Origin of the sequence: Thalassovita taeanensis (assembly GCF_900110775.1) — a bacterium.
Lineage (GTDB): Bacteria > Pseudomonadota > Alphaproteobacteria > Rhodobacterales > Rhodobacteraceae > Litorimicrobium > Litorimicrobium taeanense.
Genome location: NZ_FOEP01000011.1, coordinates 42,941 through 67,407, shown reverse-complemented (window position 1 = coordinate 67,407; position 24,467 = coordinate 42,941). Strand labels below are relative to the sequence as shown.

Below are 24,467 nucleotides of genomic sequence, written 5' to 3'. Positions count from 1 at the left end.
GTTCAGCAATAAAAAACCCCGCAAGATGGCGGGGTTTTTTATTGTCTCAGCTGGAAAGCGGCTTACGCCTCTTTCGCCTTTTTCTTGACCGGCGCCCAGATGCGCTTGTTGGTCAGGTACAACAGAACTGACAGGATCGTCAGGAACAGAACGGCGACAAAACCGGTGTGCTGACGCGCCATCATCTTGGGTTCTGCTGTCCACATCAGGAAAGAGGCCACGTCTTCGGATTCGTGGTGCAGCTCGTTCGAATGGCCATCAGCGAACTCGACATCCTCACCCGCAAGCGGCGGCGACATTGCGATCCAACCACCTGGGAAGGCAGTGTTCTCGTAATAGGTGGTGCCCGCTTCCTCTTTCTCGTTGCCGGTATAGCCGGTCAGGATCGCGACGATGTATTCGGGGCCACCGATGCCGTTGAACAGCTGGCTCATACCCGAGCCGTAAGGCCCGTGAAAGCCTGCACGTGCCTTGGCCATCAGCGACAGGTCAGGTGCGTTGGGATCACCCGACGCAGGAAAATGGTCGGCCGGTGTACGCGGACGGTCATCCTCCAGTTCGGGATCGTAGATATCCATTTGTGCTGCATAGGCGCGCACTTGATCCTCGGGCAGAGCGGGGCCGCCCTCATCACCAATAGTGCGGATTGGCACGAACTTCAGACCGTGGCAGGCCGAGCAGACCTCGGTATAAATCTGAAGGCCGCGCTGAAGTTGCATCTGATCGAATTTGCCAAACGGTCCTTCGAAAGAGAAGTCCACATCATGCATTTTCCCCCCTTCCGAAGCCAAAGCGCCACCTGCCATCAGGGTCAGGGCAGCAACTGCGGTGATCGCGAGTTTCTTAAACATTGTCCTGTATCCCGTCTTATTCGGCCGATTTGCCGTAATGGTTATTGAAGTCTTCCTCGATCGTGGCGGGGGCCGCGATGGGTTTTTCGATCACACCCAGAAGCGGCAGGATCACGAGGAAATAGCCGAACCAGTAGGCCGACGCGATCAGCGAGATGTACGGGTAGATGCCCTCGGTCGGCATTGCGCCCACCCACATCAGAACCAAGAAATCAAGCGCAACCAAGGCGAACCACCATTTGAACATCGGGCGGTAACGGCCCGAGCGTACGCTGCTGGTATCCAGCCACGGCACCAGCGCCATGATGGCGATCGAGCCAAACATTGCCAGAACGCCGAAGAACTTGGCGTCGATGATGCCGCCAGTGATCCAGCTTGCGAACTGAACAACCCAGACATCAGCGGTAAAGGCGCGCAGGATTGCGTAGAATGGCAGGAAATACCATTCGGGCACGATATGCGCAGGCGTCGAAAGCGGGTTGGCTTCGATATAGTTATCGGGATGGCCCAGATAGTTTGGCATGAAGCCGACGATGGCAAAGAACACCACTAGGATCACGGCCAGCGCAAACACGTCCTTGATGACGAAATACGGCCAGAAGGGCACGGTGTCTTTGGCGGCGTCCTCTTTCGAGGTGCGGCGCACTTCAACACCGGTCGGGTTGTTGTTGCCCGTGGTGTGGAAGGCCCACATGTGAACCACAACAAGTGCGGCAATCACGAAGGGCAGCAGATAGTGCAGCGAGAAGAAGCGGTTCAGCGTGGCGTTGTCCACAGCCGGTCCGCCCAGAAGCCACGTTTGCAGCGGCTCGCCAATGAAAGGGATCGCGCCGAACAGGCCGGTGATCACGGTTGCACCCCAGAATGACATCTGACCCCAAGGCAGAACATAGCCCATGAATGCGGTCGCCATCATCGCCAGATAGATCAGCATGCCGATGATCCATGTGATTTCACGCGGGGCTTTGTACGAGCCGTAGTACAGACCACGGAACAGGTGCAGGTAAACCGCGATGAAGAACAGCGACGCGCCGTTTGCGTGCAGATACCGCAGCATATAACCGCCGTTGACGTCGCGCATGATATGCTCGACCGAGGCAAAGGCCATATCAACATGCGGCGTGTAGTGCATCACCAGAACGATACCGGTAACGATTTGCAGCGCCAGACAGAAGGTCAGGATGATGCCCCAGATCCACATCCAGTTCAGGTTTTTGGGTGTGGGGATCATGATGGTGTCATAAAGAAGACCGACGATCGGGAGGCGGCTGTGCAGCCACTTCTCGCCACCGGACTTCGGTTCGTAATGGTCGTGAGGAATTCCAGCCATGTTACGTGTCCTTAACCCAGCTTAATCGTGGTTTCATCTTCGAACGCAGCGACGGGAATGTCGAGGTTCCGCGGAGCGGGGCCTTTGCGGATACGTCCGGCCCCATCGTAATGCGACCCGTGGCAGGGGCAGAACCAGCCGCCGAAGTCGCCTGCTCCGTTGCCGATCGGAACACACCCCAGATGGGTGCAGACGCCGATCATCACCAGCCATTCGCCGGCTTCATCCATCGTACGGTTTTCGTCCGACGCGTCGGCGCCGGGCTTGTTCTTATTCTCGGCCGATTTATCGACCAGGTCGTCAAGCGCGACCGCGCGCGCCGCGGCGATCTCTTCCTCTGTCCGGCGCCGGATGAAAACCGGCTTGCCCAGCCATTTCACCGTCAGCTGCGTTCCGACATCAACGCCAGACACGTCAACCCGAATGGATGACAGGGCCTGAACATCGGCGGATGGGTTCATCTGATTGACCAGCGGCCAGACGGCGGCACCAGTGGCCACGGCACCTGCACCTGCGGTGGCGTAGTAGAGGAAATCTCTGCGGGTGCCTTCGTGATCTTCTGCGTGGGACACGAGGTTATCTCCATTCTTCGGCCGGAACTGGCCAATACGGTTCTGGGCCGCGAATTACGCAACCTTTCCGAGCCGCTATTTAGCCGGGGTTTTCCGCTCAGTCCAGTATACAATGCGGCGCAGGGGCACTGCTTGCGTCAGAGGTGCGGAAGTGTCGCGCTTGAGGGGCGGCAAAAGACTCATTATCCTGCTACAATCATCGTCACCCTCATATTCTTGAATGGATACAGATATGTCTCGAAAGCTGATCGCGTCAGCAGTGTTGGCCGTTTCGTTTGCGACATCCGCCGCCGCAGAAACCGAAGTGAGCCTTTATGGCGGCTGGCAGACCTCGCCACACAGCCGGGCCTCGGGCACATTGCCTGCAGGCGTTGCCTTTCCGGGTGACTTCAGCAAGCGCGTTGGCTGGGACGGTAAGTCCTTCTCGATGCCGCCCTATTACGGTGGGCGCATTACTTGGTGGAACGACCGCAACACCGGTTGGGGACTCGAGCTGAGCCATGACAAAGCCTATGCCGGGGCGGATATGTCGCCCGAGTTTACCCGTCTTGAATTTACCGACGGGCATAACATCATCACCGTCAACTATATGAAGCGCTGGCCGGGGAAGTGGGGCACGTTCACGCCATATGTCGGTGCGGGCATTGGTATTGCGCTGCCGCATGTTGATATCGAACCCACAGGTGGCGACCATACCTATGGGTATCAGATGACTGGGCCGGCGGCGCGATTGACAGCGGGTGCCAGCTATAAGCTCAACGATCGTTGGGCGCTGTTCAGCGAATATCAGTTCACGATTTCGGACAACAATGTCGATTTGGACGGCGGTGGCGATCTGCATGCGCGGATCATCACAAACGCGCTGAACTTTGGCGTCAGCCTGTCGTTCTGAAATAGATACTGGCCCTCTGATCTTATAAGAGGGCCAGTATCCTCAATCGCTTGGAGCGGTCGCGATCATGCTGTCGCGACGTGAGAAGGCCGCAAACCAGTCGTCCAGCGCGTCGTTGCCTTTGCGCCAGCCGCGTGCGTCGTGCCGGAAATCCAGATACCCCAACGCACAACCCATGGCGATCTGCCCAATGTCCAGGGGGCCATTCAGATGGCTCATCCAGCGATCATTCACGGCACTCACAGCGCTTGTCACCTTGGCCCATTGGGCATCGGTCCAGTCTTTGAAAATCAGATCTGACGGGCGCAGACGGTTTTCGTACGAAATCAGCACAGCGGCGTCCATGATGCCATCGGCGGTCGCTTCCAGCGTCATTACCTCCCATTTGCGCGAATCAGGATACAGGTGCGCGTCCGCGCGTTCATTCAGGTATTGGCAAATTACGCGGCTGTCATAGAGGGCAGGCCCGTCACTGCGAATCAATGCAGGGATTTTCCCAATTGGATTCGCAGCCCTCACCTCGGCCGAGGTGGAAAGTGGCGATGTTTTTACTGGCACAATTTCCACGTCGCCTGTCTGGCCGGTTTCGTGCAGTACAACATGGACCTTGCGCACAAACGGCGAGGCGGCGGCGGATACGAGTTTCATGATGTTCTCTCCCAAAGCTTGGACGCAGCCTAGGGATGGAGGCAACCGCTGTCTATTGCTGTTCAGGTGGCGGCGTGCGCATCAGATCGGCCAACGCCTGCACTTCGCTGCCCATGCCGAATTGCGCCACACCGTCAGACGCAGCAAGCCGTGCGGCCTCGGGTTTGTTCTGTGCCAGCTTCCAGGTGCCCTGCACATCGGTGATGTGCAGCCGAAAGGGCACGATCTGCCGCATCATCCGGTCCATCACGCCGTCGGTCATCTTTTCCGATGTCCATTCCGGTTTTGGTGCAAGCTGCGCCTCAAATTTGTGCGAAAGCGAATCCAACATTGGGCGCAACTCTGTCTGGGGCAAAGCTTCGGCCATACCGGTCAGATGCACGGCGACGTAATTCCATGTGGGTACTTGATCCGCAGTCCCATACCAGTCGGGAGAGACATAGCTGTGTGGCCCACTGACCGCCAAGCGTGCCGGGTGCGGCGCTGCAAGTCGCGCCACAATCGGGTTTGAGCGCACGAGATGGAACAGTGCAGCGTCATCTTCGATCACAAAAGGGATATGGCTGAGCAGCGGCAGCCCGGACTCATCGGCCACCGCCAGAACTCCAAACCCGACCTGCGCGGCAAAATTCAGGTTTCTGTCGCGCGGGGTTTTTCGGAAGGCAGGATTCGGGTGCATTGTGGGCCTCTGGTTGTGCGGCGCAACACTCCGGGCCGGCGCAGTAATTTGCAAGCCTCAGGCGGTCAGTTGCTGACCGGAAATGCCAGTGATCAGGGCCTCGACAATTGCGCCATCTGTTTGCGGCGTGGCAAAGCTTACCTCGGTAAACTGCTCGGTCCGGCCCATGTGCGGGTTTTCCATCAGCACCTTGTGGCGCAGCCCGACCTGCGCCGACAAATGCCGGATTACCTGCGCCTCGCCGACCGCGCGCAGGCGGGCGGCGCGCGCCTTGATGGCGTTGCCATTGACCTGCGGCATCCGCGCGGCCGGGGTGCCGGGGCGCGGGCTGTATGGGAAAACGTGCAGCCAGGTCAGATCGCACTCGGTTACCAGTTTTAGCGCGTTTTCAAACATCGGCTCGGTCTCGGTCGGGAAGCCGGCGATGATGTCGGCGCCGAATGTCATATCCGGGCGCAGCCTGCGCGCCTCTTCGGCGAAACGAATCGCGTCGTCGCGCAGGTGCCGCCGTTTCATCCGCTTGAGGATCATGTCGTCGCCGTGTTGCAAACTCAGGTGCAGATGCGGCATCAGGCGCGGCTCGGTTGCAATCGCCTGCATCAGGTTTTCATCAACCTCGATCGAATCAATGCTGGAAATCCGAAGGCGTGGCAAATCTGGCACCAGCTTCAGAATCCGCATGACCAGATCGCCCAACCGTGGCGTCGCGGGCAGGTCGGCGCCCCAACTGGTCAGGTCGACGCCTGTCAGCACCACCTCGTTATAGCCCTTGTCCACCAAGCGCTTGATCTGATCCACAACCACACCTGCAGGGACCGACCGCGAATTGCCCCGGCCATAGGGGATGATGCAGAAGGTGCAGCGGTGGTCGCATCCGTTCTGCACCTGCACATAGGCGCGGCTGCGGGTGCCAAAGCCGTCAATCAGGTGCCCGGCGGTTTCGGTGACGGACATGATGTCATCAACCTGCACCCGCTCGGTGTTGCCAATGAAATTCGGACCCATCGCAGCCCAAGTGGCCGGGTTCATCTTTTCGATGTTGCCAATGACCTGATCGACCTCGGCCATGCGGGCAAATGTCTCGGGCTCGGTCTGCGCGGCGCAGCCGGTGACGATCAACCGGGCGTCGGGATGTTCGCGCCGCAGCTTGCGAATTTCCTGTCTCGCCTTGCGCACCGCCTCGGACGTCACGGCGCAGGTGTTGACCACAACGGCACCTTCGATTCCGGCCTGCGCCGCCAGATCCTTCATCGCTTCGGTCTCATAGGCGTTCAGGCGACAGCCCAGCGTCGCAAAGACGGGCGGTTTGTCCGACATCACAGGCTGTCCATAAATTGCGGTGTCAGATGGGCCGTGAAAATATGCATCGTTTCGCCCGTCATCCAGACCCCATCGTCGCGCCAATCAATCTGCAACGCGCCGCCATCCAGATCAATGCGCACAGACCGCCCGGTCAGCCCCCTGCGCGCTGCAGCAACCGCCGTGGCGCACGAGGAGGAGCCGGAGGCCAGCGTGACACCGACGCCGCGTTCCCACACCCGCATCCGCAGGTGATTTTTGCCAACGACCGAGGCAAACTGCACGTTCGTGCGCTGAGGGTACAGCGGATGATGTTCCATCACAGCACCACGCGCGGCGAGATCAACCGCTTCCGCATCGTCGACAAAAAAGGTGCAATGCGGATTGCCCATGCCCGTCGCGGTGGGCGCGCCCTCGATGGGCAATTCCAGCGTATCTATGGCGTGCGACAGTGGGATTTCGTTCCAGTCCAACTGTGGCTGCCCCATATTGACCGAGGTCAGCCCGTCGCCTGCATCCACCGCAAACAGATCGCCGCGGTCGGTTGTCAAATGCAGTTGCGTCTTACCGCTTTGATTCATGATGTGGCGGGCGATACAGCGCGTCGCATTCCCGCACGCAGCCGAGGTTGACCCATCCGCATTATAAAACGTCAGATGTGCATCCCCTGCACCATTCTCGATCACGGCAAGCTGGTCATAGCCAACACCTTGGTGCCGGTCGGCAATCGCAATCACCAACGCTGGCACAAGAGGAATGGCATGCGCGCGCGCATCGATCACGACAAAGTCGTTCCCCAGCCCATGCATTTTCATGAAGGGCAACCCGATATCATTCTCGTTGGCCATGATGCGCCATATAAACCCGGCTTTCCACTTTATCCAGCCTGTCTGGAAGAATATCCATTTTCGGGGTTGACCCTCTCCGCTGCTCTTTCTAGAAGCTGCCTTCACAGTGGGCCGTTAGCTCAGTTGGTAGAGCAACTGACTTTTAATCAGTGGGTCGCAGGTTCGAATCCTGCACGGCTCACCACTGAACACAATTAGATGTTTTCTAATATGTGCTTGCGCTCGGATTGGTCTATCGCATCGGCGCCAGAATCTCGGTTGCTCCAAGTCGTAGAAGATCAGCAGCGCGTTGTGTGTAGGCTGATTGCGGCAAGAGCGCCTAAGTCGCATGCGTTTGAGTTCGGCGCGCCCCGAATGAGACAGCGCCGCAGTCCTTTGTTGCATCCTGATATCGACAGATTTCGGTGCGACGTCAGTGCTATCGTGTAGCTCAGGTCAGGAATGCCTGCTCCAATGCAGCGGGCATGTCGAATTCTGATACCGCACGGCTACGTCCCTCTGCGGACATCTTGCGAGCCGTTTTCTGCACAATATCGACCAACCCTTCGGGCGTGCGAGTCTCTGCGAAAGCATGTAGGTACCAGCGAATGAAGGTAAAGCAGATCGTATCCTCAAGCGCCTGCACCTCGGCGTCACGCTTGATGCCTTCCTTGCGCAGCAGAACGCCGACGCGGTCTTGTTCGGCGCCGTCATATCCGGCGTCTGCCATGATGGCGGCGACGCGAGCGCCATGTCTTCGCCCCTGCTCTTTACGCCAGGCGAAATAGCCCGGCTTGCCTTCGGGGTAATCAGAGCGCGGCAACAGCCAGCGCTCCACGTGCTGCCCGCGCGCCGCAATTTGAAGTACTTCGGACGCATCAGGAAACAGCCTGTCCAACTCGGCGCTCATTCGCTCGCCATAGATCCGGGCGGCGGGGCGGCCCTGATCAAGGTTGGGGTCGGCGGTATTGGCGGCATCAATGGCGGCGAGGGCGGTGGCTAGTCTGGTCATATATACGAGCTCTGCATCCTGGGAAGTGAACGGTCCTGACAAAAAAGTTTGGCATAGGTCACGCAACTTGACCAGCGCGTTACGGCATTGGTCGGTCTGCGCGGAGATGGAGGTGCTTGCCGACCTGGTAGCGGCCACGAGGGCGACGGCGCGGGGCGGGCGATCAAGCCAGTGGAATCGTAAAGCTAAATGCGCTGCCTTCGCCAAGTGTGCTTTCAACCCATATCTTGCCGCCATGCATCTCTACCAACTTGCGGCTGATGGCCAGCCCCAACCCGGTCCCACCCGTTTTGCGTACCGAAGAGGTTTCCACCTGCCGAAAGCTTTCAAAAACACGTTCCAGTTCGTCCGCGGGGATGCCCTGCCCTGTATCTTCGACGTGGAAGGTCATCATATCTCCGGTCTTCTCGGTCCAGACCTCGATTTCGCCGTGATCAGTGAACTTGATCGCATTGCCGATCAGATTGAAAAGAATCTGCCTCAGCCGGGTTTCATCAGCCAGAACCTGCAGGTTTTCGGTCTCGCTCAGAAGGCATATGCCCTTGGCCTTGGCTTGCTGACGCAGCTGGTCCACCAAGGATTCAACGATTGGCGCGACCTCAACCGGTTCAGGCGAGATATTCATCTTTCCCACTTCGATTTTGGAATAATCCAGCGTTTCCTGAATGAGCGTCAGTAGATGCTTGCCTGCGGTGTCCATCTTGCCCGCATAGCGGGCCACCATATCAACCAGTTTGTCGGTCTTTTCATTGAGCGCCTCCCGTGGGATGCTTTCATCGGCAATCGCCTCGCGCAGCGCCCGCACCGTGGGTAGCGTTTCTGGCGCGACAAGGAAGGTGTTGTAGCCCAAGATCACGGTCAGAGGCGTACGCAACTCGTGACTGATTACGTTCAGGAACTCTGTTTTCGCGTGGTTTGCGCTTTCGGCTGCGGTCTGTGCGCGTTTCAGCTCGGTAATGTCGACGCGGAAGCCAACGGTCCATCCGGCCGCAGTCTTGCGCTCAGATACTCGCACCCAAGTATCATCATCCAGCAGCTGTTCGATCTCGTAATTGGCCTCTCGGTGCTTTGCCATACGCTCGGCTATCCAGTCTTCCTCGATGCCTTTTGCCTGAGGATACTGGCCGCGCGCAACTCCTCCGCGAATGATCCTCTCGAACGTGTTGCCCTTGACCAGAAGATCACCAGTCTGAGCGTATAGTTTGCGGTACTTGTTGTTGAACAGCACAAGGCGATCTTGGTCGTCATACAAGGCAAACCCGTCATTTATCGCGTCGATCGCATTCAGCAAATGTTCCTCGGCTGCAAGCTTGCGCCGGTTCAGTTCGACGAAATACGCTACGATCAGAAGCAAGAATACCCCGACCAAAGCCAGCCAGAACCGTAATGCGCCCAAGCTTTTCTGGAAGCTGGGCCACCCTCCTTTTGGAAGAACGGCAACGACCCAGCTCCCGAAGGGCAGCGTGACCTTGGTCAGGACTGGATCCTTGTCAAATAGGTTTGGGTCACCAAAAAAGACCTCTCCGTCGGTACCATCAGGTGAGTGCGAATGGATCGCAATGTCATAGCCGGACTGGACCGCGAACGCCGCCACTTTTTCGATGAAGTTTTGGGCGTTAAGCAGGGCGACCATTAGTCCCCAGAACTCCTGCTCCCCGGTCACGGGGTTCGAAGTGAAAACCGGGGTTCGGGAGACAAAAGCCCGATCACCACTGCCATCTTCCATGACTATCGGCCCTGTGACCACTGTTTGGCCTGTACTTCGGGCTGTCTGAATAGCGTCCCAGTTTTCTGGGGTATTTCGATAGTCCAGACCAATATACTTATGATTTTTTTCAAAAGGATAGATGTTGCGGATCACAAGATCGGGTGCCGAAGCAATGAGAAGGATGTTTGAATCGCCACCAATCACATGCGCCGCGATCTTCGCGAACTGATCCTGACTTATGTTGGGGGTGCTAGCAATCGAGACCGCCAGTCCGCGCATCAACAACGCTTTGCCAACAATATCAGCCTCAAGCTGAGCGCGGATTGTATCTGCACGCTCGGACACGTTTTGTACAAATTCGGTGCGGTTATGCGCGATCGTGTATTTTTCGAGGATGTAGTCAACAACGGTCAACGACGCCAGCACATAGAGATAGATCAGCAAATGCGAATTATCGCGGATCCGTTTAAGGAACCAGCGCCACGAAAACCTTCGTGAACTCACACGTTTTGCATCGCTTGCCTGCATCTATGCTCTCAGGGACGGACCGGTTTTATCCGTGCCAACTTATTGTGTTATACTCACGAAACGCATTCGAAACCAATACGGAAGAAATACAGCACTAACGCCACGGAAGGAATCAAAGAAATCCTGCGCTATTGCGTATTTATTACACTTTTTTCCTGTCGTATTCGAGGTTAAACTCGCATAGGTTGAATGCGGCGAAAGAAGGCGCGGGCTGCCTTATTTTCAACGACTTCCGACCGAATTCTCGCCCACCTCTGCTGGCACGGTATTTTGAGACGAATTATTGAAATGTGATGCGTTCAATTTTTAAATGGTAAATGTGTCCGGACGTGTTGAGAAATTCGAGGGTTCAGGGTGTTAAGCGGTATTTTAGAACAGTCCAGGTCGGTGGGAGAAATGTCGCCACTTGATACACGTCTCGTCGGCGCGACATTGGTCGTTTGTGCGGCGCTTTTTGGTTGGCGAATGTTGCGGCGCCCCAAGCCATATTTCGGAGATTCCGATTGCGTATTGTTCGACCCAGATGCGGTGTACCACCCGGATATGGCGATCTTGCCGGGTACGGATGCAGGGCACATGGATGACAATCCTCGCGGATACCAGGCTGAGACCGGACAGCAAGGCATGGACCTTGGCGAAATGGTTGGGGCGGCGTTCTTCGCACTTCTTGACGAAGTATATATGTTCCACCCCGAAACGTTCGAGATTGTTTTCATGAATGCGCGCGCGCGTCGGCGCAACTCGCATCAAGCAAAGGGTCAGGCCTTGCACTTCGGTCAGATCGTTCCGGGTCTGGACCGCGCGCGCCTGCGCGGCGCAGTCCAGCCGCTTCTAACTGGCGCGAACGATGTTGAATGCCTTGACTACGAGGCTGACGAAGAGGAAATTCATATTTCCTTGCAGTTGATACAGCAGGGCGATGGTCCGACATGTTTCATGGCCGTTTTGCAACGGACCGAGGCGGATTTCATGGCCGTTTTGCAACGGACCGAGGCGGACGAAAGTGATGCTGCCCAGCGAACAGCAGATTACGTTGCCACAGTTAGTCACGAGTTGCGCACGCCTCTGACATCTGTGAAGGGCGCGATGGAATTACTTGCCTCGGGAGCTTTGGGGGACGTCAGCGGAGGTGCTGCTTCTGTTCTGTCAATCGCGCAACGCAACATTGACAGAATGATCTCTTTGACCAATGAGATTCTTGATCTGGCCAAGCTCGAAGCGGGGCAAATGAAGCTGAATGTTCTGCCCATGGATATGGTGGGGTTGGTGCAGGATGCGATTGAGGTCAATGCCCACTATGCCCGACAGTGCGGTGTCGCCCTGAATGCCGATGGTTTGGGCCCGCCTGTGCAGGTTCTCGGAGATCGTGGGCGGCTGATGCAGGTGATGTCAAATCTTCTGTCCAATGCGGCTAAATTTTCGAACCCAGGTCAGCAGGTTAACGTGGCTCTGACCGCGACCTCCGATCGTTTGCGGGTGAGCGTGATAGATCAGGGTCAGGGGATCGACGCAGAAACGCGCGCGCAGCTTTTTCAGAGGTTTGGGTCTTCAAGCCTTTCGGCGGCTGGTATCGCCGGGTCCGGGCTCGGGTTAAGTATCGTGAAGTCCATTGTGCAGGCGCACAATGGTGAGATTGGCGTAGACAGCGAATTGGGGCGTGGTTCGGAATTCTATTTCGACCTTCCGATTTTCCGTGATGAGTGGAAAACGATCGGTGTGTCCACGTGACAAAGGAGTGTTACTCTTGTCTGAAATCGCATACGACTTTCGTGAGATTGTGAGGTGTTGCGATTGTACGTGTGACGCTTCAGCCGACGGAATGTCGCAAATGCGCCGGAAGGAAATAAGATGACTGAGCTCCCTAAAGTTTTGCATGTCGAGGATGACTCTGACATTCGGGAGATAGCCTGCTTAGCGCTGGAAGCTATTGGCGGACTGTCGCTTGTGCAATGTGCGTCAGGTCCCGAGGCCCTTTCCAAGGCGCAGGCCGCGACTCCGGATGTTCTGTTGCTTGATGTGATGATGCCGGGAATGAGCGGTGTTGAAACCCTAGCAGAACTGCGCAAGCTGCCGGGGCTGGAAACCACACCAGCCGTGTTCATGACAGCACGCGCACAGCTTTCAGAGGTCGAAGAGCTGCGAGCACTGGGCGCGGTGGCGGTGATCACAAAGCCCTTTGATGCAATGACACTGGCGGAAGAGCTGATCTCGATTTGGCGCGGCACACTTTAAGATCTGCGCCATAGCGTATGGGCGTGAGCTTAGGTTTTCGCCGAAATCCGGGCCATCTCATTCAGCATATCATCAATAGCAGCGAGTGTGGCTGCAAAGCTTTCTTGCGTCGGCAGGCCGACCGTAAGCAAGTCGGTGACGGATGTTTCAGAGGCGATGCACAGGCGCCCAAGTTCGGCAAAGCCCATTGGGGTGGCCATTCCTGCCGTTTTGTGCGCGCTTTGCCGGATCTTGTCCAGCGCGCGATACGGGTCGGTTTGCATGGACGGGCCGTCGCGCAATTGCGTCAACTCTGTCAGGCGTTCCGCAACGGTTTGCGCAAAGCGGGGACGCATTTCGGCCAGCTTGGCTTCAAACAGCGCGCGATGCGTGTCAGCGGAATTGCCTTGTTTTGCCTCCGGCTTGATCATCGTTACACCGCCAATTTAAACATCCGCAGAAATCCGCGCGTTTTACGTTGCGGTTTAGCACGGGATGACCCAACCGCTGCTTTCTTCTCGGCGGCTTGAACCGCAGTGGCCAGCGCCTCGATTGCGGCGCGTCCTGAACTTAGGCCCATGCGTTGCCGCGGGCTGGAATAAACTTGAACGTCCATATCACGACCATCGTCGTAGCAAAGTTCCATTGCGTCAATGGTCTGACGTACAGAGATCTCGATATCGTCTTCTTCGGGCAGGTTCCGCCCATGGCTGACACAGACAAATGCTCCGTTGCCTGCGTGGGCCACGAAAGTTTCAAAATAGGCCAAGTTTTCCGCAATCGCTTCTGCAACATCAGTGATGGTGTAGTAATATTCCTCGGCGGTGCAGCTGTTGTACAGGTGCTGGACCCCGGCAATCTGAAACGCAAAAATGCCCGTGGCAAACATACCGCCGCGCCCAAGTTGGAGCAGGTAGTTTTCCAAGGCCAGAATGTCGATCACTCCAGACACATCCTGCACATGGAAGGGCGTGTGCAGATCAAACCGTTGGGTTTGGCTGGTGGCCGATACCATCGTATAGGCTGCGACATTGCTCTCAGGTTTGCGGCGGCGCTCGAGATTCAGCTTCTCGGCCAGCTTTATCCGTGTACTCAGCTCCAGCGGGTCGAAGGGCTTGGTCACATAATCTGTGGCACCCGCGGCAAATGCCTGATTGATGAAGGACCGATCCGACATTGCCGTGATCATCAGTACGGGCACATCGGAATAGCCAGGGCGCTGGCGTAGCCAGTCGCACAGCTCGATCCCGGTGATCTGCGGCATCTGAATATCCAGAAGGCAGCACTCGAACGGGTCGCGCGAATTTTGGATGATCTGCATCGCCTCAATCGCCGAGGCTGCCAGCGTCACATCCGGAAACCCAACACTGGGCAGCGTATCGCGCAGTAGTTCTAAAATCAGCGGGTCATCGTCGACGACAAGAATGCGCATTTTCCTGGTCCTGAACATTGGGGCAGGGCCCCTGGCCATGAATCAAAGGGGATTCGATTGGCGGCCATTGGTTTCGCTATACTCTTGGTTGCAAGCAGTCGCAGGAAAATGTGGCGACATTAAGGAATACAGGTCATGCGGGTATTTTGCGCCCCTTGGGTCAGCGCGACTTGTCCGCCACGTTGACCGGGCGCGCGGCGCTGTTCCACTCTTTCGACGCTGCGGTTTCAAGCTGCATTCCGGCCTGAAAACTTAGTTCGTATCCGTCATCGATCAACTGCTTGTAGCGGCGTAGCATGGCGGGGTCGTGCCGGGCCATGTTAAGCGCCAGCTTTTCAGCCTCGGACAACAGATCGGCGGCGGGGACGACGCGGTTGATCAGCCCCCAGTCGCAGGCCGTGCGCGCATCAATGGTTTGACCGCCGAAGTGCATTTCCTTGGCACGGCCCTGTCCAATCAGTCGTGACAGTTTCTGCGACAATCCCCAGCCGGGGATCACGCCCACTGCAGCATGGGTATCAGCAAATTTCGCGGTGTCCGCAGCAAGGATAACGTCGCAGCCCAGCATTAGTTCCAGCCCGCCGGTGATTGCAAACCCGTTCACGGCTGCGATGATCGGGCATGTACAGGCCGCCAATGCCCGCACGGGGTCATCTTCGGCACCCGGTCCGATCATTCCGTCGAGAAGTGCCGGATTGGCGGAAATTTCTTTCAGGTCCAGCCCTGCGGTGAACGCCCTGTCCCCTGCGCCAGTCAGCACGATCACACGCACCTCTGGGTCTGCGTCGGCCTGTTGCAGCGCCTGCCGCAACGCCCGTTGCAAGGCCACCGAAAGCGCATTCATCGCCTGGGGTCGGTTCAGCGTGATGTGGGCCACATGCGTGCGCACCTCATAAAGGATTGTCTGTTCTGGCGGGCTCGTCATGGCACTCTCCTCACTGCTTGACGTGGACAGGGCTACGCAAGCGGGGCATGCATTTCAAGCATTGTCCCTGCGGAGCTGTGACGTATTCTGCCCGCCATAGGCCCGTTCACAGTAACGTCGGGCCATCAGAGGGAGGAGACAAATATGACACTCAAAGGAAACCCGTTCGATCTGAGCGGGCGCGTCGCCGTCGTGACTGGGGGCAATGGTGGGCTAGGGCTTGCCATGGCCGAGGCAATGGCGGGGCTCGGCTGCGCAGTAGCGATCTGGGGACGCAACGCCGACAAGAACGGGGCGGCTTTGTCGCGTCTGGAAAAAACCGGCAGCCCGGTGGCCGCGATCGAATGTGATGTGGCCAAGGCCGATCAGATCGAGACCGCATTCTCCCAGACGATGGAGCAATTTGGTCGGGTTGATGGCATGTTCGCCAATGCGGGACTGAGCGGTAGCGTAAAATCATTTCTAGACAGAACGCCAAAGGAATGGGCCGACCTGATGGCGGTCAACCTGGACGGCGTCACGCGCTGCTTCCAGGTGGCGGGGCGTCACATGGTCGAGCGCGCAAAACAGGGCGACCCTTACGGGCGGTTGGTGGCTACGTCTTCAGTTGCGGCGCTCGATGGAGCTGCCTTCAATGAACACTACGGCACCTCGAAGGGGGCAGTGAATGCGCTGGTCCGTGCGATTGCGGTGGAGGTGGCACGACACGGGATTACGGCGAACGCGATTCTGCCAGGCTATGCGGTGACTGAAATGACTGAAGGGCTGATGGCGAATGACAAATTCGTCAATAATGTTCTGCCACGAATCCCGATGCGCCGGTTTGGTCAGGCATCGGATTACGCCGGTATCGCCGGTTATCTGATGAGCGATCTGTCCTCCTATCATACCGGCCAAAGCTTTGTGATCGACGGAGGGTATTCGATCTATTGACCGTTTTCCCGCGCGTGCGTCTTTGGGCGCTCGCCGGGCATTTCGCTCCGTGTGCTGCCAAACAGTCTGCCTTGCAGAAACATTTGTGGCGACCATGGGGTCTGGCCCCTAAAGGCTTGGAAACAGGTAGTCTTTGCGCTAGATTGAGGTATGAAAAAGCAAATTCCGCTTCTGGTGTTTAGTGACCTTGATGGAACGCTGATTGATCACGACAGCTACAGCTATGATGCGGCTTTGCCTGCGCTTGCTGCGTTGCGCGCCATCGGTGCGGGCGTCGTGTTGGCCAGCAGCAAAACCGCGTCCGAGATTTCCGTCCTGCGCAGCGAAATGGGATTGGAGGCGTGGCCCGCCATTGTCGAAAACGGGGCAGGGCGGCTCGAGCCAGCATCGGATGTCGGCGGCCACAATGCGGACTATCTGAAAATTCGCGCGATACTGGGGCGCTTGCCCCAATCGCTGAAAAGCGCGTTTCGCGGATTTGGTGACATGACAGTCGATGAGGTGGCGCAATCGACAGGCCTGTCGCCAGCTGCGGCGGCGCTGGCAAAACGCCGCGACTTTTCCGAGCCGGGCACTTGGTCGGGCACCGAGGATGATCGGCTGACCTTCATCGCCGCGTTGGCCCGCGAGGGGGTGTCTGCGCGCATGGGCGGGCGGTTTTTGACACTTTCGTTCGGGCGGACCAAAGCTGACCGGATGGGCGAGATGATCGCGCATTACGCGCCGCTTCTCACAGTGGCCCTTGGCGATGCGCCCAATGATGTCGAAATGCTCGAGGCCGCTGATCGAGCCTTCATTATCGCAAATCCGAACGGGTCGCCTTTATCCACGCTGCAGGGTGAACATAATGGGCGTATCCGTCGCACTGAAAAACCCGGTCCAAAAGGTTGGAACTCGGCGATACTCGACCTACTGTCCGAATTGGAACAGAAACAGGAGCGTCCCCGGAATGGCTGATTTCCATCAGAACGGCAATATTTCCACGTTGCATAACTTGCGCGCCCGGCCCGTCGGGGAACTTAACGCCGAGCTGGAGAGCTTTGCCCACTCTCGCAAGATAACCCTTATTCTTCCGTGCCTGTATTCTGAGCTGGAAGGCCCGGCGATGCCGCACATTCTGGAAGAACTGAGCAATGTAACCTATCTGCACCGAATCATCATCGGGCTGGACCGCGCGAACGAGGCACAGTTCCGTCACGCACAGCAATTTTTTTCAGCGCTTCCGCAAAACCACATTGTTATCTGGAATGACAGCCCGCGTATGCTGGAACTCGGCGCGCGACTTAGCGCGCTGGGGTTGGCGCCAAATGAGCAGGGCAAAGGCAAGAATGTCTGGTCTTGTCTGGGGTATCTGATCGCCTGTGCTGACAGTGCAGTCATGGCAATCCATGATTGCGATATCCTGACCTATGACAGCGAAATGCTGTCTCGCCTGGTCTATCCGGTGGCGAATCCGAATTTCCCTTATCAGGTGGCAAAGGGGTATTACCCGCGCATCGGCGAGGGCAAACTGAACGGTCGTGTGACCAGGCTTCTGGTCAGTCCGCTGTTGATTGCGCTGAAGCGGGTGATCGGGGACCGCGATTACATCGATTATCTGCGCAGCTTCCGTTATCCGCTGTCCGGCGAATTTGCGATGCGCACGGGCATCCTGCCGGATCTGCGAATTCCATCCGATTGGGGGTTGGAAATCGGGGTGCTGTCCGAAGCATGGCGCAACCTTGCCCCCAAGGCCGTTTGCCAGGTCGAAATTTCAGATGCGTATGATCACAAACATCAGGACCTGAGTGAAGAAGATTCCAGTACCGGCCTCAGCCGGATGTCCACCGACATTTGCAAAGCGATTTTTCGCAAGCTGGCCGCCGATGGCACCGTGTTCACGTCGCATGTATTTCGCACGCTGAAAGCCACATATTACCGCTCTGCGTTGGATCTGCTTGAGGCGTATTATAACGATGCCAAAATGAACGGCCTGTCGATTGACCGTCACAAAGAAGAGCAGTCGATCGAACTGTTTACAGAGAACATCATGCGCGCTGGACAGATGTTTCTGGAAAACCCGCATGAAACGCCGTTCATACCCACTTGGAATCGAATCCATTCCGCGGACTCGAATTTCCTGACGGATATGAAAGCAGCGGCGGCCGCTGATCTGGCCGAGTTCGGTTAGCCCTCAGCAGATCCGGTTGGTGATCCAGCGACATTGATAGGGCGCGAAAGGAATTTCGGGTCCTACGGCGCTGATCGGTTCGCCAGACAGAATATCGACCCAGTCATCGTCATCAATCAGGTTGATGGCGGACGGTGGCACCAAAACCATCTCATCGCTGACATTGTGCAGCGCAAAGATTGACTGATCCCGGTCCAAGCTTTGTCGCCACAGGCCAAACAACCGGTCGTCCAGCGACAGGGTGAACTGCGTCGCGTTGGGATGAAAGGCCGGCTGATGGCCCCGAACCCGCAATCGCGCGGACAAGGCGCTCAGAACCCGCGATTGCATCGAGGCAGGGTCTTCAAGCAGCCCAAGCAGTGTCGGGTAGTCCCAGCGGTGCCGGTTGATTGCTCGGTTCATCCCGCGCTGTTCAACCTGTTCATGATCGTTTGGCGTGGCCAGAAGCGAGTGGATATAAAAGGCTGGGATGCCTTCCATCGACATCACGATGGTCTGTGAACAGATGAAGCGAGCAAAATGATGCGCATCCTCGCCCTTGAAGGTCCGGCGCATTGCCTCAAAAAAAGTCGTGTTCAGCTCATATGGTGCGTGGCCACCGTCTGGCAGTGTCCGCATCGACACCAAGCCACCCAGTTCGTACACGGTGTCGATAACCTTGGCCTTCTCTTCCTCTGGCAGGACGCCTTCGGCCGGTCGCATCCCGATCCCGTCATGGCTGGCAGTGAAATTCAGATAGGCACAGCCCAACTGAGCTGGCGGCATTCCGCTTTGCCAGCGGTGCAGGTATTTCGCCGATCCTGACATCATCGCGTGCAAAACCAGCGGTGGCAGAGGGAAATTATAAACCGCATGCGATTCATTCCTGTTGCCGAAATAACTCAGATTCTCGGCCTTGGGCACATTGGTTTCAGTCAGCAGAACTATGGTTTCTGTGGTGAAATCACACAGCAGCCGCATCAGCCGGACAATCGCATGGGTTTGCGGCAGGTGGATCGACGGCGTGCCGGGTTCTTTCCACAAAAACGCCACCGCATCCAATCGGAGGGTCCGCACACCGTTGTCGATATGCAGCCGGATGATACGCAGGAACTCCAGCAGAACTTCGGGGTTACGGAAATCCAGATCAATCTGGTCATGGCTGAACGTGCACCAGACGTGGCGCGGGCCATTTACCGTTTCGACCTCTTGCAACAAGGGGGTGGTGCGCGGGCGGACCACGGCGCTTAGGTCATCCTGGGGCGAGGCTTCGAAAAAGAACCGGTCATAGGGCGGTTGGCCTTGGCGATAGGCGTTGAACCAGCTGCCTTGACTGGACACATGGTTCAGAACCAGATCCGACATGAGGTGAAAGTCCTCGGAAATCCTCCGAATATCGGCCCAATCCCCCAATTGCGGATTGACCGCCCGGTAATCGGTGACGGCAAACCCATCGTCTGAAGTGAACGGAAAAAACGGAAGAATATGCACGCCGTTCAACACGCCCTTCATGTGGCTGAGAAGAAAGTCATGCAGCAAATCAAGTGGCTTGTGCGCGCCGTCCACAAGCGAGTTGCCATAGGTGATCAACACCGCGTCCTGCTCTGACCACAGCTTGTTGCCCGGTACCCGCGACCGTTTACGGCGATGGGTTCCTTCGGGCCAGAAGGCATTGATGACCTGACTGGCCAAGATATCGGTGTCCAGCTCGGGATAGATACTTCCGAGAAGCTCGGAAAGTTTCAGGCTGAAAGACATGGGAGGTTGGGTCATCAATAATATATCTTTGGCGGATCTGGCCCAAAAGCGCGGGCGAAGTGGCAATTTGCTCTATAGATCGGGCAACTTGCATCGACCTGCCCGGTGAGGTTGTTAGAGCATCAACTGCCGACGGTCCATTAAAACGACCGCTTCAGTGTGTGGAGTGGGGCGCTGAAGGGCTCACCGCCAAAAAAATGGACCTCCGGGCCGCAGTTTCGGCCCTTGCCCGCGTGTTGCGATGAACGCGACTGTCTGGCGCGGACTATGATTGCAACCCTCGCACGCCGGTTGTTTTGCGTGGACGCGCATTACCCACCCATTTTTGTTTTGGGTTCAAGCTTCTGAGGACGGAGCGCGAAGTTGCCCGGCACCGATCCGGCTGAGCAGAACCATGGCTGCTGCTGTCGCAAGGCAGGCCGGAAGGCCGCCAAGCTGATAGGTCAGCCCTGACAGCAGCGTCCCGATCAGCCGCCCCGCCGCATTGGCCATATAGTAAAACCCGACATCCATGGTAACCCGAGCGCCGCTGCTAAAGGCTAGGATGAGATAGGAATGCAGTGAGGAATTGACCGCGAAAAGCGCGCCAAAGGCCAAAAGCCCGGCGATCACAACTGCGGTCAGCCATGGCGTAGGGTCACCCGCGGCCCAGACTGTGGCAGCAAGAACGACTGGCACTATCACAAGTGCTCCGGCCCAATGGCGCGCGGCGGCAATGATATCAGCTTCCGGCCGTGTCGCGGCATGAAGCAGGCGCGGAGCATAGGCCTGAACCATGCCATACAGGATCGTCCATACTGCCATGAAAGCGCCAATGGTGAAGAAAGCCGCGCGGTTACCTGCCTCGGATCCATCTGACAGCACGGCATAGAAATACACTGGGATGCCCACGACAAACCACACATCCCGGGCCCCGAACAAAAAAACGCGGGCAAAGGACAGCCAGTTGATGTTGCGGTTTTTCGAGAAAACTTCGCGGAACTTTGCATCTTTGCGTCCGCGTGGCAGGCCTGTTGGCATCCGCAGGGTCACGGCCAGCAGGATCAACGCCAGCACCGCCGCCATACCCAGAATTGACGGGACAAACCCCCAAAGCGCCAGTAATCCCGCGCCCAGCAGAAACCCCAACCCTTTTACCGCGTTCTTTGATCCGGTCAGCAGCGCCACCCAGCGGAACAACCCACCTTGTTCGGAGGGGGCCAGCAGTTTGACTGCGGATTTGGCGCTCATCTTCGCCAGATCCTTAGCGACGCCCGAAATGCCCTGAACGGCCATCACGAAAATGACCGACGCACCAACGGACCACGCGGGGTTGAGCTGCGCCAGTGCAAGTAACGCCACAATTTGCAGTCCCAGCCCGGCATACAGTGTCGACGTCAGCCCGAACCGTGCCGCGATCCAGCCTGCCGACAGGTTGGTGACAACGCCTGCGATTTCATAGAGCACAAACAAATATGCCAACTGTACCGGCGAAAAGCCCAGCGTGTGGAAGTGTAGCAGCACCAGCATTCTGAGGGCGCCATCGCTCAGCATGAACGCCCAATACGCGGCGGTGACGGCCATATAGGCCGCCAACCCTTCGGGCCGTGCCGCTGCGGTGCTCACAGCGATGCGCCGACCATGCGCGCCACGTCGATCAGGCGGCAGGCATAGCCCCATTCGTTGTCATACCACGCGTAAATTTTCACCTGCGTGCCATTCACCACCATGGTTGAAGGCGCGTCCACAATGCTTGACCGCGGGTCGTTCGTGTAGTCGGTCGAGACCAAGGGCCTGGTCTCATAGCCCAGAAAGCCCTTCATCGGGCCTTCGGCGGCAGCACGGAACATCTCGTTCACTTCCTCGACAGTCGTCGCGCGCTCGACCTCGAACACGCAATCGGTCAGCGAGGCATTCAGCAATGGCACCCGCACGGCATGACCGTTCAGCTTGCCGGTCAGTTCCGGGTAGATCAGCGTGATCGCCGTGGCGCTGCCGGTGGTGGTGGGGATCAGCGAATTCAGGGCTGACCGCGCGCGGCGCAGGTCTTTGGCGGGGCGGTCCACGATGGTCTGGGTGTTGGTCACGTCATGGATCGTGGTCATCGAGCCATGTTTGATCCCCAACCCCTCGTGGATAACCTTGACCACAGGCGCCAAGCAATTGGTGGTGCAGGATGCCGCCGTCACGATCCGGTGGCGGGCAGGGTCATAAATTTCGTGATTGACGCCCATGACGATATTGGCGGCATCGCCGTCCTTGACAGGGGCCGAGACCACGACCTTCTTCACGCCTGCCTCGAAATAAGGGGCAAGCTTGGCCTCGGTCTTGAAGGCCCCGGTACAGTCGATCATCACATCTATGCCGTCCAGCGGCAGTTCGGACAGATTGCGGGTGCTCAGTGCCCGGATGCGGGTGCCATCAATCGTAATGCTGTCCGCGTCCGCCGAGAAGCTGGCAGGCCAGCGACCATGCACGGTGTCGAACTCCAACAGATGCGCGTGCATTGCGGGATCGCCCACCGCGTCGTTCACAAAGGCGATCTCGGCGCCGCTTTCCAGCAAGGGACGCAGCGCCAGTTTGCCGATCCGGCCAAGGCCATTGATTGCATAGGTGGTCATGCTGTGTCCTTCGTTTTGGAGATTTCATCAAGGTGCGCCTGCAGCGCGACCCGACCAAGCGCCGTAAGGTCGAGCGCAGCAAACGGAGTTATGCGGTTGCGCAGCGCGGCATATGTCAGACGGAAGGCCAGCCGCTTTTCGGCTTCGGTCCCGGTGGCTTTAACAGGGTCAGGCAGGCCCCAATGGGCCGTGATCGGCTGTCCGGGCCATGCAGGACAATCCTCGTTCGCCGCCTGATCACAAACTGTAAAAACGAAATCCATGATCGGGGCGTTGGGCTGTTGGAATTCCGTCAATGACTTGGCGCGCAGGGGAGTGATGTCATGGCCATTTGCTTTCAGGACTTCCAAAGCAAACGGGTTCAGTTCCGATTTGGCGTTGGTACCCGCCGAGAATACATTGAACCGATCTCCGGCGATGTCGCGCAGTAGGCATTCGCCAAAGATCGAGCGTGCGGAATTACCGGTGCAGATGAACAAAACATTGTATTTCTTCTGGGTCATGGCGGGCTCTCTGATGGCCTGAGGGGAATGGATGGGATCACACAAATCTGGCCGACCGCGGCAGCAATCAGCAAAGAGGAAAGTCACAAGGGCGCTGGCGGATTCTACGTCGGCTGTGTAACGCAGGGATGTCCCTTGCCGGTGCTGCAAGATCAGCCCGGCCTGCCTGAGCGCTGACAAGTATACTGATAGTGTCGAGGGTTTGAGTGCCATTGCTTCGGCAATCTCGCCGGCCGGAACGGCATCAGGATAGCGCCGCATTAGCATGCGGAACACCGCCAGCCTTTGTGAGTGGCCCAGTACTGTCAGCTGATTTACGAATTCACTTTCCATATTTCATGAATATGCGAAATTATGAGATTCGCGAGCGAAAAAACCTCTAGCGTGTGTGAAACTTTTGTGACGTTTTGGGTCTGAGCCTGCGGCTGCAAGCGCCCGGTCGGGAAGGTCCGGTGTTCGTCAGGCGGTTCTTTTCATGATTGTGCAAACACGGCGCAGGTCAAAGGGAATTCGAAAATGTTGCGGGTCTGCACTAGTTTTTGTCCACACCCTGCGATAGGGAACGATTAACGCCGGGGGGTGTTGCAAAATAGGGGGATCGAATGATCCGCAATTGTATCGCCGCCGCCCTCGCGGTTGCTTGTCTTGTTGGCCCGGCGGGCGCACAAGATCGTATCAAGCTCGGCTATGGCCGCATGATTGATAATGACTTCATCGGTGACACTCAGGACCGCTGGCATAGCGGCTCGGTCGCGTCCAGTCGTGTATATGGGCGTAGCTGGGATGGGCAGTTGCCGGAAAGTTTTGGCGAAATTCTGGAATTCCGCATTGGCGCCGAAATCATGGCGCCTGACAATCTGGTGACCCCGGCCGCGGGTGACAGGCCGTTTGCAGGGGCTTTGTCTCTTGGCTTGCATACTCACTATCGTATGAATCAGGCCGAAATCGCCATGGGCGCGGATATGGTCGTGACGGGGCCGGTGACCGGACTGGATCATTTTCAGGGCGCGCTGCATGACCTGCTGGGAATGGACAAGGCATCAGCCACAACCCGCGCAAATCAGATTGGCAACGGTGTCCATCCGACTTTTGTGATGGAAGTTGGGCGCACTTGGGGGTTGGGTTCGATGGCTCGTATCCGCCCCTTTGTCGAAACTCGTGTGGGGGCTGAAACGTTGCTGCGTGCTGGGGCGGATCTGACGTTTGGCCAGGTTGGGCGCGGCGAGCTTCTGGTGCGTGATCCGGTCAGCGGGCAGCAATATCGGACTATCCAGAACAACGCGACAGGGTACTCGTTTGTGTTGGGGGCGGATATCGCCAAAGTGGCCGATAGTATCTATCTGCCCGACTCCGGCGGCTACGATCTTACGGACAGTCGACAGCGGGTCAGGGCCGGTGTGCACTGGCAAGGTCAGAAAAGCAGCGGCTTTTACGGTCTGACTTGGTTGGGCGAGGAGTTTGTTGGTCAGGGCGAGGGGCAGGTGGTTGGCTCGCTCAGGCTGAACCTAGACTTCTGATCCGAGTTACCCTGCGTCACTGTGCGACTTGGCAACAGATTCGACAAATTCGCGTGGATTGTATGCAAAAACGCGGCCGACTCCTTGAACGGT

At 57.4% G+C, this 24,467-nt stretch carries 23 protein-coding genes, 1 tRNA gene and 1 pseudogene; 8 read left to right on the top strand and 17 right to left on the bottom strand.

What is annotated here, in order from left to right; translation table 11 throughout:
* Positions 1-62: 62 nt before the first annotated feature.
* Genes BSF79_RS14240 through petA form a run of 3 tightly spaced genes read right to left on the bottom strand, consistent with a single transcriptional unit; the run spans position 63 to position 2,753 of the window.
* Positions 63-851, bottom strand: coding sequence for a cytochrome c1 (locus BSF79_RS14240; protein WP_090270497.1), 789 nt, complete (start codon positions 849-851; stop codon positions 63-65).
* Between the two features lie 16 nt (positions 852-867).
* Complete coding sequence (gene petB / locus BSF79_RS14235) at positions 868-2,181, bottom strand: cytochrome b (RefSeq protein WP_090270496.1); 1,314 nt, start codon at positions 2,179-2,181, stop codon at positions 868-870.
* An 11-nt stretch (positions 2,182-2,192) separates the two neighbouring features.
* On the bottom strand, positions 2,193-2,753 hold the full coding sequence (petA, locus tag BSF79_RS14230) for a ubiquinol-cytochrome c reductase iron-sulfur subunit (protein WP_090270495.1): 561 nt from the start codon (positions 2,751-2,753) through the stop codon (positions 2,193-2,195).
* Between the two features lie 232 nt (positions 2,754-2,985).
* Between petA and BSF79_RS14225 the strand changes: the two genes are divergently transcribed.
* A complete protein-coding gene (locus BSF79_RS14225; RefSeq protein WP_090270546.1) occupies positions 2,986-3,645 on the top strand; it encodes an outer membrane protein in 660 nt (219 codons plus the stop codon).
* Positions 3,646-3,687: 42 nt separating this feature from the next.
* Here the strand turns inward: BSF79_RS14225 and BSF79_RS14220 are convergent, their stop codons facing one another.
* The 4 genes from BSF79_RS14220 to dapF are packed head-to-tail and all read right to left on the bottom strand — an operon-like array spanning position 3,688 to position 7,119.
* Positions 3,688-4,293, bottom strand: a complete 606-nt coding sequence (locus BSF79_RS14220) for a glutathione S-transferase (RefSeq protein ID WP_090270494.1) — start codon at positions 4,291-4,293, stop codon at positions 3,688-3,690.
* A 52-nt stretch (positions 4,294-4,345) separates the two neighbouring features.
* On the bottom strand, positions 4,346-4,972 hold the full coding sequence (locus BSF79_RS14215; RefSeq protein WP_090270493.1) for an FMN-binding negative transcriptional regulator: 627 nt from the start codon (positions 4,970-4,972) through the stop codon (positions 4,346-4,348).
* Positions 4,973-5,029: 57 nt separating this feature from the next.
* Positions 5,030-6,289: a tRNA (N(6)-L-threonylcarbamoyladenosine(37)-C(2))-methylthiotransferase MtaB gene (gene mtaB, locus BSF79_RS14210; protein WP_090270492.1), complete on the bottom strand. Its 1,260-nt coding sequence runs from the start codon at positions 6,287-6,289 to the stop codon at positions 5,030-5,032.
* Complete coding sequence (gene dapF, locus BSF79_RS14205; protein WP_090270491.1) at positions 6,289-7,119, bottom strand: diaminopimelate epimerase; 831 nt, start codon at positions 7,117-7,119, stop codon at positions 6,289-6,291. The genes mtaB and dapF overlap by 1 nt, the downstream gene beginning before the upstream one ends.
* Before the next feature lie 108 nt (positions 7,120-7,227).
* Here dapF and BSF79_RS14200 point away from each other — a divergent pair.
* A tRNA-Lys gene (locus BSF79_RS14200) sits at positions 7,228-7,303 on the top strand.
* 246 nt (positions 7,304-7,549) lie between these two features.
* Here the strand turns inward: BSF79_RS14200 and BSF79_RS14195 are convergent.
* Positions 7,550-8,110, bottom strand: a complete 561-nt coding sequence (locus BSF79_RS14195; protein WP_090270490.1) for a DUF4202 domain-containing protein — start codon at positions 8,108-8,110, stop codon at positions 7,550-7,552.
* 163 nt (positions 8,111-8,273) lie between these two features.
* The gene (locus BSF79_RS14190) at positions 8,274-10,346 is read right to left on the bottom strand and encodes an ATP-binding protein (RefSeq protein ID WP_090270489.1); all 2,073 of its coding nucleotides are present in this window, start codon (positions 10,344-10,346) and stop codon (positions 8,274-8,276) included.
* Positions 10,347-10,700: 354 nt separating this feature from the next.
* On the opposite strand from BSF79_RS14190, the gene BSF79_RS14185 reads away from it, so the two are divergent.
* Together BSF79_RS14185 and BSF79_RS14180 are read left to right on the top strand one after the other, a co-directional pair.
* Positions 10,701-12,074, top strand: a complete 1,374-nt coding sequence (locus tag BSF79_RS14185; RefSeq protein ID WP_139246452.1) for a sensor histidine kinase — start codon at positions 10,701-10,703, stop codon at positions 12,072-12,074.
* A gap of 120 nt (positions 12,075-12,194) precedes the next feature.
* Positions 12,195-12,578: a response regulator gene (locus BSF79_RS14180; RefSeq protein WP_090270487.1), complete on the top strand. Its 384-nt coding sequence runs from the start codon at positions 12,195-12,197 to the stop codon at positions 12,576-12,578.
* A 29-nt stretch (positions 12,579-12,607) separates the two neighbouring features.
* On the opposite strand, the gene BSF79_RS14175 is transcribed toward BSF79_RS14180, so the two are convergent.
* The 3 genes from BSF79_RS14175 to BSF79_RS14165 form a co-directional block, all read right to left on the bottom strand.
* On the bottom strand, positions 12,608-12,988 hold the full coding sequence (locus tag BSF79_RS14175; protein ID WP_090270486.1) for an Hpt domain-containing protein: 381 nt from the start codon (positions 12,986-12,988) through the stop codon (positions 12,608-12,610).
* A gap of 2 nt (positions 12,989-12,990) precedes the next feature.
* Positions 12,991-13,989, bottom strand: a complete 999-nt coding sequence (locus tag BSF79_RS14170; RefSeq protein WP_175545334.1) for a response regulator — start codon at positions 13,987-13,989, stop codon at positions 12,991-12,993.
* Positions 13,990-14,149: 160 nt separating this feature from the next.
* Positions 14,150-14,914: an enoyl-CoA hydratase gene (locus BSF79_RS14165; protein WP_090270484.1), complete on the bottom strand. Its 765-nt coding sequence runs from the start codon at positions 14,912-14,914 to the stop codon at positions 14,150-14,152.
* 144 nt (positions 14,915-15,058) lie between these two features.
* On the opposite strand from BSF79_RS14165, the gene BSF79_RS14160 reads away from it, so the two are divergent.
* The 3 genes from BSF79_RS14160 to BSF79_RS14150 all read left to right on the top strand — a co-directional run bounded on the left by BSF79_RS14160 (position 15,059) and on the right by BSF79_RS14150 (position 18,017).
* Positions 15,059-15,847, top strand: coding sequence for an SDR family NAD(P)-dependent oxidoreductase (locus BSF79_RS14160; protein ID WP_090270483.1), 789 nt, complete (start codon positions 15,059-15,061; stop codon positions 15,845-15,847).
* 150 nt (positions 15,848-15,997) lie between these two features.
* Positions 15,998-16,804: an HAD-IIB family hydrolase gene (locus BSF79_RS14155; protein ID WP_090270482.1), complete on the top strand. Its 807-nt coding sequence runs from the start codon at positions 15,998-16,000 to the stop codon at positions 16,802-16,804.
* A complete protein-coding gene (locus tag BSF79_RS14150) occupies positions 16,797-18,017 on the top strand; it encodes a glycosyltransferase family protein (RefSeq protein WP_090270481.1) in 1,221 nt (406 codons plus the stop codon). Before BSF79_RS14155 ends, BSF79_RS14150 begins: the two co-directional genes overlap by 8 nt.
* A 3-nt stretch (positions 18,018-18,020) precedes the next feature.
* Here the strand turns inward: BSF79_RS14150 and BSF79_RS14145 are convergent, their stop codons facing one another.
* From BSF79_RS14145 to BSF79_RS20285, 5 genes and pseudogenes are all read right to left on the bottom strand, one after another.
* Positions 18,021-19,769, bottom strand: a complete 1,749-nt coding sequence (locus BSF79_RS14145; protein WP_090270480.1) for a sugar phosphorylase — start codon at positions 19,767-19,769, stop codon at positions 18,021-18,023.
* A gap of 321 nt (positions 19,770-20,090) precedes the next feature.
* Positions 20,091-21,317 carry an organoarsenical effux MFS transporter ArsJ gene (gene arsJ / locus BSF79_RS14140; RefSeq protein WP_090270545.1) on the bottom strand — a complete coding sequence of 409 codons (1,227 nt, stop codon included), beginning with the start codon at positions 21,315-21,317 and terminating at the stop codon, positions 20,091-20,093.
* Positions 21,318-21,355: 38 nt separating this feature from the next.
* Positions 21,356-22,354, bottom strand: coding sequence for an ArsJ-associated glyceraldehyde-3-phosphate dehydrogenase (locus BSF79_RS14135; RefSeq protein WP_090270479.1), 999 nt, complete (start codon positions 22,352-22,354; stop codon positions 21,356-21,358).
* Positions 22,351-22,857: an arsenate reductase ArsC gene (locus BSF79_RS20290; protein WP_342741880.1), complete on the bottom strand. Its 507-nt coding sequence runs from the start codon at positions 22,855-22,857 to the stop codon at positions 22,351-22,353. The genes BSF79_RS14135 and BSF79_RS20290 overlap by 4 nt, the downstream gene beginning before the upstream one ends.
* A 159-nt stretch (positions 22,858-23,016) precedes the next feature.
* A pseudogene (locus BSF79_RS20285) lies at positions 23,017-23,190 on the bottom strand (ArsR/SmtB family transcription factor); the annotation flags it as partial.
* A gap of 269 nt (positions 23,191-23,459) precedes the next feature.
* Between BSF79_RS20285 and BSF79_RS14125 the strand changes: the two are divergent.
* Positions 23,460-24,374, top strand: coding sequence for a lipid A-modifier LpxR family protein (locus BSF79_RS14125; protein ID WP_090270477.1), 915 nt, complete (start codon positions 23,460-23,462; stop codon positions 24,372-24,374).
* Positions 24,375-24,467: the final 93 nt, after the last annotated feature.